The organism is Sporosarcina sp. E16_3 (assembly GCF_017347125.1).
Lineage (GTDB): Bacteria > Bacillota > Bacilli > Bacillales_A > Planococcaceae > Sporosarcina.
Genome location: NZ_JADPRX010000001.1, coordinates 255946 through 270616 on the forward strand (window position 1 = coordinate 255946; position 14671 = coordinate 270616).

Below are 14671 nucleotides of genomic sequence, written 5' to 3' on the forward strand. Positions count from 1 at the left end.
CTATTTACTAAATTAAACTTCTTGGACAAACTAAACCCCCTTTACCGTTTGAAAACTCAAGCGGTAAAGGGGGTTTAGTAATTACATTACGGGATCTAGCTATCTATACCTTAATAATAACCCAAGCCCCTGCCTTTTTCAGTCATGTTATGAGCAAGGCGAATAATTGAAACTGCCAATTCCGCGTACGTCGCTTCTCTATCAGGATTAAATTGATTTTGTTCAGCCTTTAATAAACCTAATGAATTTGCCAAGGCAACATGACCAATGTATTCTTTTTGTACTTTATTTGCATCCGCAAAGCCAAGTTTGTAGATACTACTATCTTTAGCTGCCAGTTCAAGGCCAAGGACGCGTATATACCAAGATGCCAATTCTTCTCTTTTAATGGGGGAATCGAAATCAAAGGTCTGACTATCCGGTTTAATAATATCCATTTCAACTGCACGTTCAATCGATTGATATAACGGGTGTTTCGGGTCTATATTCTTAAAAGTTTGGTTCTTGTTTTCATTTCCAAAATAATAACCGCCGTCATAAATATAAGTGAGTGAATTCATGATGATTTTAATGGCTTCCCCTTTTGATACAGGGGCATCTCCATTAAAGTTTTTAGCATCTTTTATGTCTAAGACTTTAGCATTAATCAGATAATTCAGTTCCTCTTCTGCCCAAGGATGTGAAATAATAGATGAATTTCCCTCGCCAAATAAGCTATTCCATTCTCCTGTGTTGGCATTTAAATAACTAAACGGATCCTTGTTAAATACAGGTAAATATACTAAATCATAATGATTTTTGTCTTCACTTTTCTCTTGTTTCATATAAGTAAGTTTTAAACTAAGTGCCTTTTTCAAGAGAGCCTTTGCTTCATCCTCAGAAATCACTTTATCTATTGATGGCCATTGTTCAATATCTTGATAATTAACATTCATGCTATTTAAAGAGCCATCAACAGCTATGCCAACATTAATTTGATCTCCCATCACAATAACACCATTCTCGATTCTTGGGAAATTGAATTGATAGGTACCTTGGTTCTCCTCAAAATAGGGTTCTTCAATAGGCATAGCATAGTTGTGTAGATAGGATGGAACCCATTCCTTCACATATTTTACTGCTTGTGCAAGAGCTTCTTTCCTAGAAAGAGCATTCTCTTTCTTGGGTTTCTCCCCAATTTCCGCTAAAATTTGGCTGGTAATATCATTGTATTGGATAATCTCACCTGTATTTTTATTTATCTCCATATTTGTTCCATGTCCGCTACTTCCAAAGTTATACATGTATTGAATACTAATTATTGCCTGTCCATTATAGTTTTCAACTTCATCAATAGATTGAATGCTTAATTTAACTTTATCAGAATTAATTTCAAGGAATTTCTCTGCAATTTTCTTTGCATCTTCCAAAGTAATTCCATCCTTTTTTGGCGGCAGTGGATTAGCTACAATCTTTTCAATCTTTGTTTTCTTAGGGAAATCTGCTGAGTAACCGTTTGCAGTTAGCCATTTACCTGAAGGGGCATGTACTCCACGGAATTTTGTTGTTGGTTGGTAAACGAGTTGAACACTGCGGTCACCCGTTTGATAATCATGATTAATTTGATATTGCAAATCGACTGAAATATTTTCTTTTACTTTCCCTAAAATTTCATTTTTATCTTTTAGTTGTTTCAAGTCATCAAAAGTAGACGAGTCCAACTTTGCAGATCCCTTATAAAAATTAACAACTTCGCCATTTCCTAGAACAGATACTTCTATTCTTTGATCAGAAATGGGCACTTGATTTTTAGTACTTGAAAAGGAGAATGAATAACGAATTGGTTCTGTTAATATTTGCCTCGGATAGTAGTTGAAGGGATCTGTCTCTAACTGATATTCCACTCCATCAACTAATTTCTTAACAAAATCAACTGCTATCTTTCTAGCCTCTTCCTTTGAGGTCTTCGCTGGAAATAACGCTTCTGATTCATTGGATGGTTGATAGTAAAATTGCTCAATTTCTAGATCCTCTCCAACAAATACAACATTACCGTATAACCGCTTACCATTAATTGTCTTAGTGAACATTAGATCATAACGTAACTCATCATCATCAGGATAAAAGTGACTACCACCCATTTGAAAATCACTATGCGTTAAGAAATCAAATCGATTAGGAAACAACTCATTAAATTTCTTAATTAAATCAGCTTTTGCGAAAATCATTTCTGTGGAAGCGACTTGAATTTGTACTTTTCCAGGCTGCCCATTCGCCGTGGTTGAAGCACTTGCAGCAGACGTAAACATTCCAATAGATAAAGCAGAAGAGCTTAATAAAATACCAATTCTCTTTAAATTAACCAAAGTATTCCTCCTAAAGTTAGTAATGTCAAAATTGTACACTAAATTCCATCACCTGTTAATAAAAGATTTCTTTATCCACTATTTATTAAAATATCCTTCTCCACCTCTTTTTAACTTCACCGAAGTTTTAGGAATCAATGACTAGTTTTCCAGGAACGTCCAAACATATCCGTAAACGTTGCCCGCTGCGCATAAAGCTTGTATTGAACTATTCCACTCCCCCCTTTTCTATTACTATTTTTAAACAATTCAATTGATTTTATGATTGACATCTAGCTAAAATACCTATTTTTTCCTTTCCATCTCGAATTAGTCGTTCCAGTGACTTCCGTTTTCCACCCGAATATGATTAAATAAGAGTATAATCTTTATTTTCAGCTTTTGTGAGTAATAGGTGTAGATTTCAGAAGTTCTAAGTTCAATATTTCTTTTTTCTTTATAACAGTGTTTTTTTCCGTCTATAACTATTTACCCTTCCAGAAGACTGAATCTTCAACACACAACAAATGCCTGTGCAAGGCGATAAGACAAGTCAAAATAGACTACCATATGCTGAAGGGGGAAAATCTCATTGAGTATTGAAACCACATTGCAAAAAGAAGCCATGCATGTACTAAAGTTGACAAGTAGAACATTTTACATTCCAATTAAACTGCTTAATCCAATGTTAAGAAAGACGGTGGGCTCTGCCTATTTATGTATGCGCGCGATTGATGAAATTGAAGATCACGAAGACTTACTATCTGAAACAAAGCAGCATCTGTTACGTTCGACTAGTAAGCTATTACAAACGAAGTTTGATAACATTGCCTATCAACAACTTCTTAAGCCATATGAAAATATTTTACCTGAAGTGACGTTAAGACTCGGTGATTGGCTATCCGTATGTCCAGAAAATATTATTGACAAGGTTAAAGAGTCAACAAGTATTATGGCAGATGGCATGGCCCGTTGGGTAGAAAAGGATTGGGTAGTAAAAACAAAGGAAGATCTAGATGAGTATACTTATTATGTAGCGGGCTTAGTAGGTATTATGCTATCTGATATATGGGAATTGTATGACGGGACAGTAACGGATCGCGACTTGGCAATTGGCTATGGTCGAGGTTTGCAAGCGGTTAATATGCTACGAAATCAGGATGAAGATGCTGATCGCGGTGTACGTTTTATTCCTGATGGATGGGACCGAAATGATATGTTTGCGTACGCAACAATGAATTTAAATAAAGCGGATGAATATTTAAAATCGATTGATACTAAAAATATTCAATTGTTCTGTAAAATCCCACTTGCCTTGGCAAAGAGGACACTCACAACATTAAAAAATGGCAATGAAAAAATGTCACGTGCCGAAGTAGAAATCACGGTGAATGAAATTATTAACGAGAAAAAACACAGTTAGATTGTTTCAGATCACTGAAACAATCTATGTTTTTTAATGACTTTCAAAAAGACGACAGTACATTCAATTTGAATGTACTGTCGTCTTTTTGATTAACTATCAGGGGCCATAACTGTATTGGTGTAATCATACTGTTAAGGATTAATCTACAAGGTGTTTTTGATATAAACTTACATAGCAATACCAATTATAGTTGCTGAAATTACAGAGGCTAGTGTTGCACCTAACAACAGTTTTAAAGCAAATTTCGAAACATAATGACCTTGTTTTTCACTAATTGACTTAATTGAACCTGCAATAATACCAACAGTTCCGAAATTAGCAAAGCTAACCAAATAAACCGATACAATTGCTTCGGTTTTATCTGAAAGTTTTGTTGACATTTCACCAAAACTTAACATTGCAACAAATTCATTAGTAACAAGTTTTGTAGCCATAATTCCACCGGCTAGTACAGCTTCTGCCCATGGGACACCCATTAAGAAAGCGATCGGTGCAAAGATATAGCCAATAACTGTTTGGAATGAAATTTGAAATACGCCTTGAAAAATCACATTAACCAATTCCATCAAAGCAATAAATCCTAAAAGCATAGCAGCGACAGTAACAACAAGTTTAAAACCATCCATTATGCTATCTCCAACCATTTGGAAGAAAGGAACTCTCTTATTTTCATCAATTTGAATTAAATCCTCATCATTATCTAAATCATAGGGATTAATAATATTAGCAATTATGAGTGCACTAAAAATATTCAAAACTACAGCTGTTACAACATATTTCGGCTCTAGCATCGTCATATAAGCGCCTACCATTGCCATACTCACTGCACTCATTGCCGAGGTACAGATTGTGTAAAGTCTTTTTTGAGATAATAGCGGGATTTGTTTAATAATTGTCAAAAAAACTTCTGGTTGTCCAAGTAGAGCAGTAGAAACTGCAAAATAGCTTTCAAGTTTACCCATACCAGTTATTTTACTTAAAATTAAACCTAAGTACTTAATAATGAATGGTAACAATTTGATGTAATTTAGTATTCCTATTAGGACCGATAAGAAAACAAGCGGTAATAGCGCTACAAATATAAACGATATTTCACCTTCATTCACGAGATTACCAAATACAAATTTAATTCCTGCATCAGCAATAGCCATAAGTTTTTCAAAAAACTTGCCAACATTGGTAATGGCAATAAGACCTATACTAGTATTCATCATGAAGTATACTAAAACGATTTGCATAGCTAACATAATCAGAATACGTTTATATTTTATCTTCTTTCTATCATTACTAAATATAAACGCTATAAAAAAAGCAAGTAAAATCCCAGATATTAAGAACAAAAACTTCATGTAAATACTCCCCTTTAATGTTAGCGCTTTCAATTACCTGATAATATTAGTTCCTTTTCATATTTTTGTAAATACGAAAAGGAACTATATGGAGTGAACTAATATTATTGGAACTTAGCTTGCCTTAAGTATTAATTTTATTGTTCGTTAGTTTTACTGTTTAAATTAACTGCAATTTGCGCTCCTACTTTAGCATTGTGTTTTACTAATTCAATATTTACATCTAGGCTTTTACCATCTGTTAATTCTTTAATTTTCCCGAGCAAGAATGGTGTCGTATCTTTACCAATAATATTATTTTCTGCTGCTTCCTTAATTGCTTGGTCAATAATTCCATTGATATATGCTTCATCCATGGCGAATTCTTTAGGGATTGGGTTAGCAACTACTACCCCACCTTTAAGATTTAATTCCCATTTAGTTTTCAACACATCTGCAATTACATCAATTGAATCAGTAGAGAAGTTTAATTTATATTCACTATTTCTTGTATAGAATGCTGGTAGGCACTCTGTTTCGTAGCCAAGCACAGGAACCCCTTTTGTTTCAAGGTATTCTAAAGTAAGCGCTAGATCTAAGATTGATTTAGCTCCTGCACAAACTACAGCTACGTCAGTTTGAGCTAATTCTTCAAGGTCAGCCGAAATATCCATTGTAGTTTCTGCACCTTTATGAACTCCACCAATACCGCCTGTTACAAAGATTTTGATATCTACTAATTCTGCGCAGATCATTGTTGTTGCAACAGTCGTTGCACCAAGTTTTTTCGTAGCAATAATTTGTGGTAAGTCGCGTCTTGACACTTTAGCAACATCTGAACTCTTACCAAATAACTCCAGCTCTTCATCTGTTAAACCAATTTTGATTTTCCCATCAATAATAGCAATTGTTGCCGGGACAGCTCCGTTTTCACGAACAATTTGTTCAACCTCGCGTGCCATTTTCACGTTTTGAGGATAAGGCATACCGTGAGAAATAATTGTAGACTCTAATGCCACAATTGCTTTCCCTTCCTCTTTTGCCTGTTGTACTTCTTTTGATAAAACAATATAATTTTTCATATTAAATTTCCTCCATATCTATTTTAAATTGATTTTGTGATAATTCTTGTCTAACTGTATGCTTTGACAAAATTGTTTTCCGGGCATTGACCAATCCGGATTTAATAATGTAATCAAAGTCTTTCTTTTGTAACCAGGAATAGATAACTGCCGAACAAAATGAATCACCTGCACCTGTAACATCTACAACAGTTGATTCTTCGATAGCTGGGAAATAACGAATCTCGCCACCTTCACTACCTGTAAATACACCTTTTGATCCGTTAGTTACAATTACATTTTTAACTCCTAGCTCTAACCATTTATCAACTGCACTTTCCCAATCCTTATCATCATTAATTTTAATATTCATAAAAGTTTCCGTTTCATCTTTATTGACAATTAGCCAACTTACCGAACTTAATGTTTTGGGAAGTCGGTTCATTTTTGGAGACGAAACAGGGATGATAACTAATGGAATATTATGCGTAGTTGTGAATGAACAAAGAAATTCAATCGATTCAACAGGGCAATTCAAATCAACTACAATACATTTAGCACTTCTAAGAATAGTACTGTTTTTTTTCAATAACTCAGGGGTAATCTCTTCAAAAATATCCATATCTGCAAATGCAACTGATAAATCGCCATTCCTATCTAACACTGCTGTATAGGAACCAGTTGATGAATTTTCAAATTGGGTAACATGCTCTAAATTCATAAAAGGAGACGATATGTCATAAATCTCTTTCCATTCTAAATCGTTACCACTTGCTGAAATTAATGCAACTTGCTCACCCAGTCTACCTAGATTTTCAGCTATATTTCTTGCTACTCCTCCAATCGTTCGAGAAGATATTACTGGGTTAGACGTTTCATTAGTAAGTTCAAATTTTGCATAGAGTTTTCTGTCTACATTAGCCCCTCCCACGCAAATAATAGGTGGGTTTTCTTTAATCATCCCTAAAATTAAATCCTCATTTTCATTAGCGATTTTATTACACCTCCTTTATTTCCTCGGAAACAAAAGTTTACTCAATGAACATATGTTTAGTATACGACTTATTTAAAGATTGTCAACATAAAAATACCCCACCCTTTTTGTCATATTGGATGAGGTCTTTTCTATAGCGATTACATTTCAAATGCTTAAAATCTTCATTTTCAATCTATAATTTTTTATTAAAGACTGTTGGTAAAATTATACCCATAATAATGATTACTATACCCACTATTTGTAACGGTGTAACGATCTCGCTTAATAATAATACTGATACCATCACCGCAATTGGCAGTTCAAATGCACTCAATATTGATGACATACCCAATCCAACTTTAGGAACTGCAATAGTAAATAAATAAACCGGGATGATCATACCGAATAATCCTAATGCCAAACCATATACCCAGAGTCCCTCACTAAACAGAGTTCCATTCCAAATGATCTCTGGGGACTGAAAAACAGCTGTCGTTATAAATGCAAAGAAGGAAACCAATAGTAACCTGTTAGAGGTGTTCATACTCTTAATCGGCTTGCTATTAACAAATAAAAATAAAGAAAAACAAAGTGCTGCAGTTAATCCCCATAACCAACCTTGTATAGGTATCTGTGTTAAATCTACATCGATCAAACCTGCGGCAGGTATTGTTCCTGCAAACAAAACGAATAACGAAATAAATTCGATTCGACTTGGTACTTGCCGTTTAGCTATACAAGAAATCAACATACCTATCCATGTAAATTGAAACAGAAGTACTACCGCTAAAGAAGCGGGTAAATAGATTAAAGAACGCCCATAAAAAATATTCGTCAATCCTGTTAATCCTCCCGCCAAAATAAGAATTCTAACCCCATTAAAACTTATTTTGGCTCTATTTGTTAGAAGGAAAATACATACTGCTATACAAAATCCTATAAAAAATTGGCTTGTAATTGCTTCTGAGACCGAAAAACCACTTTGTATTGCGAGCTTAATAATAGTTGATACTAAACCATAACTACTAGCTGCTAAAACTACCAACAAAGGGTATAACCACATTTTCATTGTTTTATTCCCTCCAATGTTTTTGTATATTTATGGATGAAGTGCATTTACCAAACGATAATAATGGTGTATGATTGTTGTATTAGGTTGCCTTTATATTGGACTTGGACAAGACTACCAATTCCTAAATAAAGGATTTTTTTATACCCGAAACATTAATTTCCGGGTTATTAACGGAATTCTTAACATCCATAAATTCTTTTTTAGTTATTTCAAATAAGTATTACAAACAATAGTTTTCATTGTAAACTATTGTTTAACCAAAAGCGAGGTTGTTCCAATGAATAAAGAACATCAAATTTTACATCATATTAGAATAAACCCATTCATTTCGCAGCAAGAACTATCAAATAAGGTTGGTTTATCACGTTCGGCCGTAGCTAACTATATTGCTTCCCTGACAAAACGCGGCGAAATCAAAGGGCGTGCCTATATTCTTCAAGAAGAATCTTCAATCGTGTGTATCGGGGGAGCAAATACAGATCGAAAAGCACGATCGAATCAAGAAGTGCATTTGTATTCATCCAATCCTGTAGTAACAACTGAAGTTTGTGGTGGTGTTGCACGAAACTTTGCCGAAAATTTAAGTCGGCTTGGGTATAACACTTCTCTTATGACTTGTGTGGGAGACGACAAGGAAGGTAACTGGATACTGAGGGAAACGAAAAACCAAGGAGTAGATGTCAGTCAAGTATGGGTTTTACAGACAGAAAGGACAGGAACTTATACCACTTTATTGGATGTTAATGGTGAAATGATTGTCTCCATGGCCGATATGAACATCTACGAAAAAATAACTATTCCTATGATTGAAGAGAAATGGTCTTATATAGTTGCCTCACAAGCCGTTTTTTTGGACACAAATATCTCTAAGGATTGCATAAATTATTTAATTAATCGTTGCAAAGATGAAAGTATTCCATTATACATTGATCCAATTTCTTCGGCCAAGGCGCAAAAACTTCCCTTTCATCTTGAAGGAGTAGAATTATTGCTACTTAATCAAGAAGAAGCAGAAATGCTAGCTGATACGAAAATCTCTTCTTTTGAGGATTGCCAAACTGTCTGTGAAAAAATTAGAACACGCGGCGTTCAAAAAGTTATTATTAGGCTTCATGATCAAGGAGTTTATTATTCTTCTCCACAAGAATCTGGACATTTATCTCCATTCAAGACTGAAGTTGTTGATGTCACAGGGGCTAGTGATGCGTTTTCTTCATGCGCAATATATGGGCTCATGAACGAAGAATCGCTGTTGCGAGCTTGTCAATTGGGACTTGCTGGTTCTGCACTTACCCAACAAACTGAGGATTCTGTTTCATCACTTTTAAAACCCGAAAAAATTCATGAGATAGTGGATGAATTTTTGCGATAATCCACTATTCTGCTTTTACCAAGAGTTGAAAATTTTAATAAGAGGTTCAACATTATTACGATAAATCATTCTCGGGCCAACAAAAAAAGATCAGACATTTGCGTAGATGTCTGATCTTCATTTTAGTTGGCATTGTATTTTCATTTAACAATAGATATTGAGCGACTTCCCCGTGCCTCAGAGTTTTATCCAAACAGGCGATCCACTGCACTCGTCACCGTTAGACTTCCTTCGACTAACGCTTTCTCAAGTTCCGCAACTTCTTCTTTCTTACCAGGCTCAGCAAAAAAAGTGTCAATAAGTCGATCATTAATCATGGAACGAAACCAATCTTTCGTCTGTGACTGCCTGCGTTCGTCCCAAAATCCTCCACCATCCATTGTTTCTTTGAATGATACTATCATTTCCCAAACTTCTTCGAGCCCAGTATTTTTGATTGATGAAACAGGTAGTGCAGTCGAAGTCCAACCGGGTGATGCAGGCTGTAGGAAGTGAAGAAGCTGGCGATATTCTCGTACTGTCTTCTTCGCTAGCCTCAAATTGTCACCGTCAGCTTTGTGAACAACAACACCATCTGCCAGCTCCATAATCCCTTTTTTCATCCCTTGTAATTCATCTCCGGCACCAGTTAGCACGAGCAACATGAAATAATCGACCATTCCGCGGACAACCGTTTCACTTTGCCCAACTCCTACCGTTTCAATCAAAATAACATCATAACCAGCTGCTTCACAAAGCAACATCGTTTCGCGCGATTTTTTGTGAACACCGCCAAGTGTTCCTGACGACGGTGAAGGGCGAATGAACGCGTTCGGATGCCTCGCAAGTTCTTCCATCCGCGTTTTATCGCCTAGGATACTGCCACCCGTTACAGTAGAACTTGGATCTATAGCGAGCACCGCCACTTTGTGGCCTGCATTCGCTAGCATTAGGCCAAATGCTTCGATGAACGTACTTTTTCCTGCACCTGGAACACCTGTGATGCCAATCCGAATGCTATTGCCCGTTTTCGGCAACAGATTGAGCAAAAGCTGTTGACCGGCAACTTTATCATCAAGAATGATGCTTTCAAGAAGTGTAATTCCCTTTGCAAGATGAAGTCGAGATCCACTCGCTATCTTTTCCGTCAACTCTTCAACCGGGATTTCGCGACCCTTTTTCACAAATCGTTTCCGCGCAGTTGCTGCCAGACCATCATGTGAGGACGTAATCCCACCCATCACATTCAACGCACTGTCATCAGTTAAACGGTTGTTGTCTTTCAATCCGCCACTTCCTCGTAACCAAGCCTGCGATAGATTTCTTCAATAACTTTTTGCGCGGCAACTGGAATGACGGTTCCAGGACCGAAAATTGCCGCCGCCCCATTTTCACGCAGAAATGCGTAATCTTGTGCAGGTATAACCCCACCGACAACAATCAGAATATCTTCTCGACCAATTTTGGCGAGCTCTTCACGCAACGTCGGTACAAGTGTCTTATGCCCTGCTGCAAGTGAACTTACTCCGATAACGTGGACATCATTTTCAGCGGCTTGTAGAGCCGTTTCTTCGGGCGTTTGGAATAATGGTCCAATGTCAACATCAAAACCAAGATCCGCAAATGAGGAAGCGATCACTTTCGCACCGCGATCATGGCCGTCTTGTCCCATTTTTGCGATAAGGATACGTGGACGACGGCCTTCATTCCCTAGGAAATCTTCCGCCATCATTTTCACTTCGTCAATTTCTTCTGTGTTCGAGAAATTCGAACTGTATACGCCACTCACGGAACGAATCACCGCCTTATGTCTACCAGACACACTTTCAATCGCATCTGAAATTTCACCGATTGTTGCACGTGCACGTGCTGCATTAACGGCACACGCCAGTAGATTACCGTCGCCACTGCGTGCAATTTCGGTCAACTCAGCAAGGATAGTCGTCACTTCTGCTTCGTCTCGGTCTGCTTTCATCTGATTGATGCGATCGATTTGTTTCTGGCGTACCAGCGTATTGTCGATGTCCAAAATATCGATTGGATCTTCAGTATCTAGACGGTATTTATTCACGCCGATAATTGATTCTGCACGTGAGTCAATTTGAGCCTGGCGTTTTGCTGCCGCTTCTTCGATTTTCATTTTCGGCAGGCCAGTTTCAATCGCTTTCGCCATGCCGCCAAGTTCTTCGATTTCTGTTATTAATTCCCAAGCTTTATCCATCAACTCATCAGTCAATTTTTCAACGTAGTATGAACCGCCCCATGGATCAATCACTTTTGTCATCATCGTCTCTTCTTGCAAGAACAATTGCGTATTCCTCGCAATCCGTGCAGAGAAATCTGTCGGTAATGCAATTGCTTCGTCAAGCGCATTTGTATGGAGTGATTGCGTATGCCCCATCGCTGCAGCGTTGGCTTCAATTAATGTTCGCGTTATATTGTTGAACGGATCTTGTTCCGTCAAACTCCAGCCTGACGTTTGCGAATGTGTACGAAGCGCAAGTGACTTCGGATTTTTCGGTTCAAACGTCTGCATCATTTGCGCCCACATTTTCCTTGCAGCGCGCATTTTTGCAACTTCCATGAAGTAATTCATGCCAACCGCCCAGAAAAACGATAGTCTAGGTGCGAATGAATCGATATCAATGCCCGCTTTCAAACCTGTCCGTACATATTCAAGACCATCCGCAAGTGTATAGGCAAGCTCGATATCTGCCGTCGCGCCCGCTTCTTGCATATGATAGCCAGAAATAGAAATTGAGTTAAATTTAGACATTTTAGTGGACGTATAATCAAAAATATCCGCAATGATCTTCATCGACATTTCAGGAGGGAAAATATACGTATTTCTTACCATATATTCTTTCAATATATCATTTTGGATTGTACCTGCAAGCTTTTCAGGTGACACACCCTGTTCTTCTGCCGCAACGATATAAAACGCCATAATCGGAAGAACTGCACCATTCATTGTCATAGAAACAGACATCTGATCGAGTGGAATACCGTCAAACAGGATTTTCATATCTTCTACTGAATCAATAGCAACGCCTGCTTTTCCGACATCCCCAGTCACACGTGGATGATCAGAGTCATAGCCGCGGTGAGTTGCAAGATCGAATGCGACCGATAATCCTTTTTGCCCCATTGCCAAATTTCGGCGATAAAATGCATTACTTTCCTCAGCTGTTGAAAATCCGGCATATTGACGGACTGTCCACGGTCTAGAAACGAACATAGTAGGATAGGGACCCCTTGTATTTGGCGCGATACCAGGTAAATCAGTCAAATGATCAAGTTTCTCCGTGTCTTTATCTGTATAAATCGTTTTAACGTCGATACCTTCATTTGTTCTAAAAAGTTTTCCTGACTGGTTTGCTGTTTCTATCGAATTTCCAGCAATCTGCTGCACGTCTACTTTGTTGAAATCAGGCTTGTTCATTAGTCTGGCCCCCTTTCAATTTATCGTTAATAGCTATCAGTTTTCCAACTTTATCTTGACCCGCGAAAATGAAGCCATTTAAACCAGCATTAAGCCATTTTTCCGACAGCTCTGAATCGTACTTACCTGCTGCATCTATGATAAGTTCTTCAGAAAGTCCTGCCAATAATTGTTCCATTACAGTTTCAGTTAGGGTAGATGTTGCACAGACAATTACATAATTAGGATTTTCATCCGCAAGCCATGAAACAGCTTGTTGTGCATTATCAAATGTAGGACTCCATTCAGCACGCATACCGCCTGTCGCTAAAAATCCGCTGACGAAATCAGCACGTGGTTTAAAATCTTTCAACTCTCCGAACGTCAACAATGCAATTCGTGTCGTGCTATCTTTTTGCAGTGCAGCTAATTTTTCGAAAGGTTCTGCAAGACGTCCTTCAATCTGAACGCCTTCCCAATCAGTAAAGTTTGTATCTGTCAATTCAGCGTAAACATTTGTACCAATCAACGACTGTTTACCTTTCGAAACGTCGCCCCTGCGTTGTTCAAGCAATTTCCCGAACTGGCCACTGGTAATGAATGCATCATAGCCGCCTATAGACTGGATTTCCAAAAAGAGTGTCCAGGCTTTATCAACAAGTTCAGACGTCAACGTTTCCATGAAATAAGAACCGCCTGCAGGGTCGATAACTTTATCAGCATGAGTTTCTTCTTTAATAACGAGTTGAATATTACGTGCCATACGTACAGAACTGCTTGTCGGTCCAGTAATAATATTGTGTGGGTGAACTGTAATGACGTCAGCGCCGCCAAGAACCGCGGCAAATGTCTCATTTCCAGCCCGCAATACGTTAACATATGGATCTAGTTTCGAGTAAGAACGCAACGATGTCGTTGCAATGATTGGAGCATAGGGTGCTTCAGCTACCCCATATGCAGAACTAAATGCTTGCCAAAGAACACGAAACGCACGGAACTTTGAAATTTCCATAAAGAAATGCGTATCAACTGCAAATCGAACAAAAAAGTCATCGGCAAAATCACTAAAATTGTCCGCTTTTGATGCTTGATTTGCTGCATCTGCGAGGACTAATGCAAGTTCAGTCACTGTGTCCGCGCCTTTGTGATGTGCATCCCACATATCTGCGCTGGCTGTCCGGACGTTTGTATATCCGGCTGGTATGATCCAGTCGGATACACAAATCGCACCGTTTACCGAGGACCGGTCCGCTTCTGGAACAAGGGAAAATACTTTAAGAAATGAATTACCATGCTTCATATTTATAATGAAAATCGGATATTGCTTCATAAGTTGGGCGATTTCAGCGAGAGAAGACTCATCCCAGTGAAGTTGTTTTGTACCATCGCAAACAATCGCTTCATTGCCACGTTCAATCGAATTCTTTAATTCAACGACGAACTGTTGTCCATCGGTAGCGTATGGTTGCTGTGCAACAATCCAGCCTGTCTCTTTTTTTGCCGCACGAATTGGCTGTTCACGATTTGCAAGGCTTTCCTGCGTATATAATGGCTGAAGGTCAATCCCTTCGATCGTTTTCGTGATAAGCGAATCAAATGGCCTGCCTTTCAAAGACTGGACAGCAGCTTCTTTCCATTGTTCGAAACCAGCTTTTTGGAATGTTGTTGTTTGCATATTATGTATAGTCATATTTTGCGCTTCCCTCCTCAAA

General features: G+C 37.9%; 10 protein-coding genes. 2 read left to right on the forward strand and 8 right to left on the reverse strand.

Features of this window, described 5'->3' with window-relative positions; all coding sequences use genetic code 11:
* Positions 1-110: 110 nt before the first annotated feature.
* Positions 111-2345, reverse strand: coding sequence for a PepSY1/2 domain-containing protein (locus I2483_RS01260; protein WP_207173277.1), 2235 nt, complete (start codon positions 2343-2345; stop codon positions 111-113).
* A 571-nt stretch (positions 2346-2916) separates the two neighbouring features.
* Between I2483_RS01260 and I2483_RS01265 the strand changes: the two genes are divergently transcribed.
* Positions 2917-3747, forward strand: a complete 831-nt coding sequence (locus I2483_RS01265; protein WP_255550061.1) for a squalene/phytoene synthase family protein — start codon at positions 2917-2919, stop codon at positions 3745-3747.
* A gap of 170 nt (positions 3748-3917) precedes the next feature.
* On the opposite strand, the gene I2483_RS01270 is transcribed toward I2483_RS01265, so the two are convergent.
* The 4 genes from I2483_RS01270 to I2483_RS01285 form a co-directional block, all read right to left on the reverse strand.
* Positions 3918-5099 carry a NupC/NupG family nucleoside CNT transporter gene (locus tag I2483_RS01270; protein WP_207173278.1) on the reverse strand — a complete coding sequence of 394 codons (1182 nt, stop codon included), beginning with the start codon at positions 5097-5099 and terminating at the stop codon, positions 3918-3920.
* 137 nt (positions 5100-5236) lie between these two features.
* Entirely contained in the window at positions 5237-6160 is a 924-nt protein-coding gene (locus I2483_RS01275; protein WP_186670530.1) for a pseudouridine-5'-phosphate glycosidase, read from the reverse strand.
* Between the two features lies 1 nt (position 6161).
* Positions 6162-7100, reverse strand: a complete 939-nt coding sequence (locus I2483_RS01280; protein ID WP_207173279.1) for a carbohydrate kinase family protein — start codon at positions 7098-7100, stop codon at positions 6162-6164.
* A 208-nt stretch (positions 7101-7308) separates the two neighbouring features.
* The gene (locus I2483_RS01285) at positions 7309-8178 is read right to left on the reverse strand and encodes an EamA family transporter (RefSeq protein WP_207173711.1); all 870 of its coding nucleotides are present in this window, start codon (positions 8176-8178) and stop codon (positions 7309-7311) included.
* Between the two features lie 286 nt (positions 8179-8464).
* Here I2483_RS01285 and I2483_RS01290 point away from each other — a divergent pair, with 286 nt between their 5' ends.
* Positions 8465-9559, forward strand: a complete 1095-nt coding sequence (locus I2483_RS01290) for a PfkB family carbohydrate kinase (protein WP_207173280.1) — start codon at positions 8465-8467, stop codon at positions 9557-9559.
* Between the two features lie 185 nt (positions 9560-9744).
* Here the strand turns inward: I2483_RS01290 and meaB are convergent, their stop codons facing one another.
* Genes meaB through I2483_RS01305 form a run of 3 tightly spaced genes read right to left on the reverse strand, consistent with a single transcriptional unit; the run spans position 9745 to position 14649 of the window.
* Positions 9745-10779 carry a methylmalonyl Co-A mutase-associated GTPase MeaB gene (gene meaB / locus I2483_RS01295; RefSeq protein ID WP_207173712.1) on the reverse strand — a complete coding sequence of 345 codons (1035 nt, stop codon included), beginning with the start codon at positions 10777-10779 and terminating at the stop codon, positions 9745-9747.
* A gap of 41 nt (positions 10780-10820) precedes the next feature.
* A complete protein-coding gene (gene scpA, locus I2483_RS01300; RefSeq protein WP_207173281.1) occupies positions 10821-12980 on the reverse strand; it encodes a methylmalonyl-CoA mutase in 2160 nt (719 codons plus the stop codon).
* Positions 12967-14649 carry a methylmalonyl-CoA mutase family protein gene (locus tag I2483_RS01305; RefSeq protein WP_207173282.1) on the reverse strand — a complete coding sequence of 561 codons (1683 nt, stop codon included), beginning with the start codon at positions 14647-14649 and terminating at the stop codon, positions 12967-12969. Before I2483_RS01305 ends, scpA begins: the two co-directional genes overlap by 14 nt.
* Between the last annotated feature and the right edge of the window lie 22 nt (positions 14650-14671).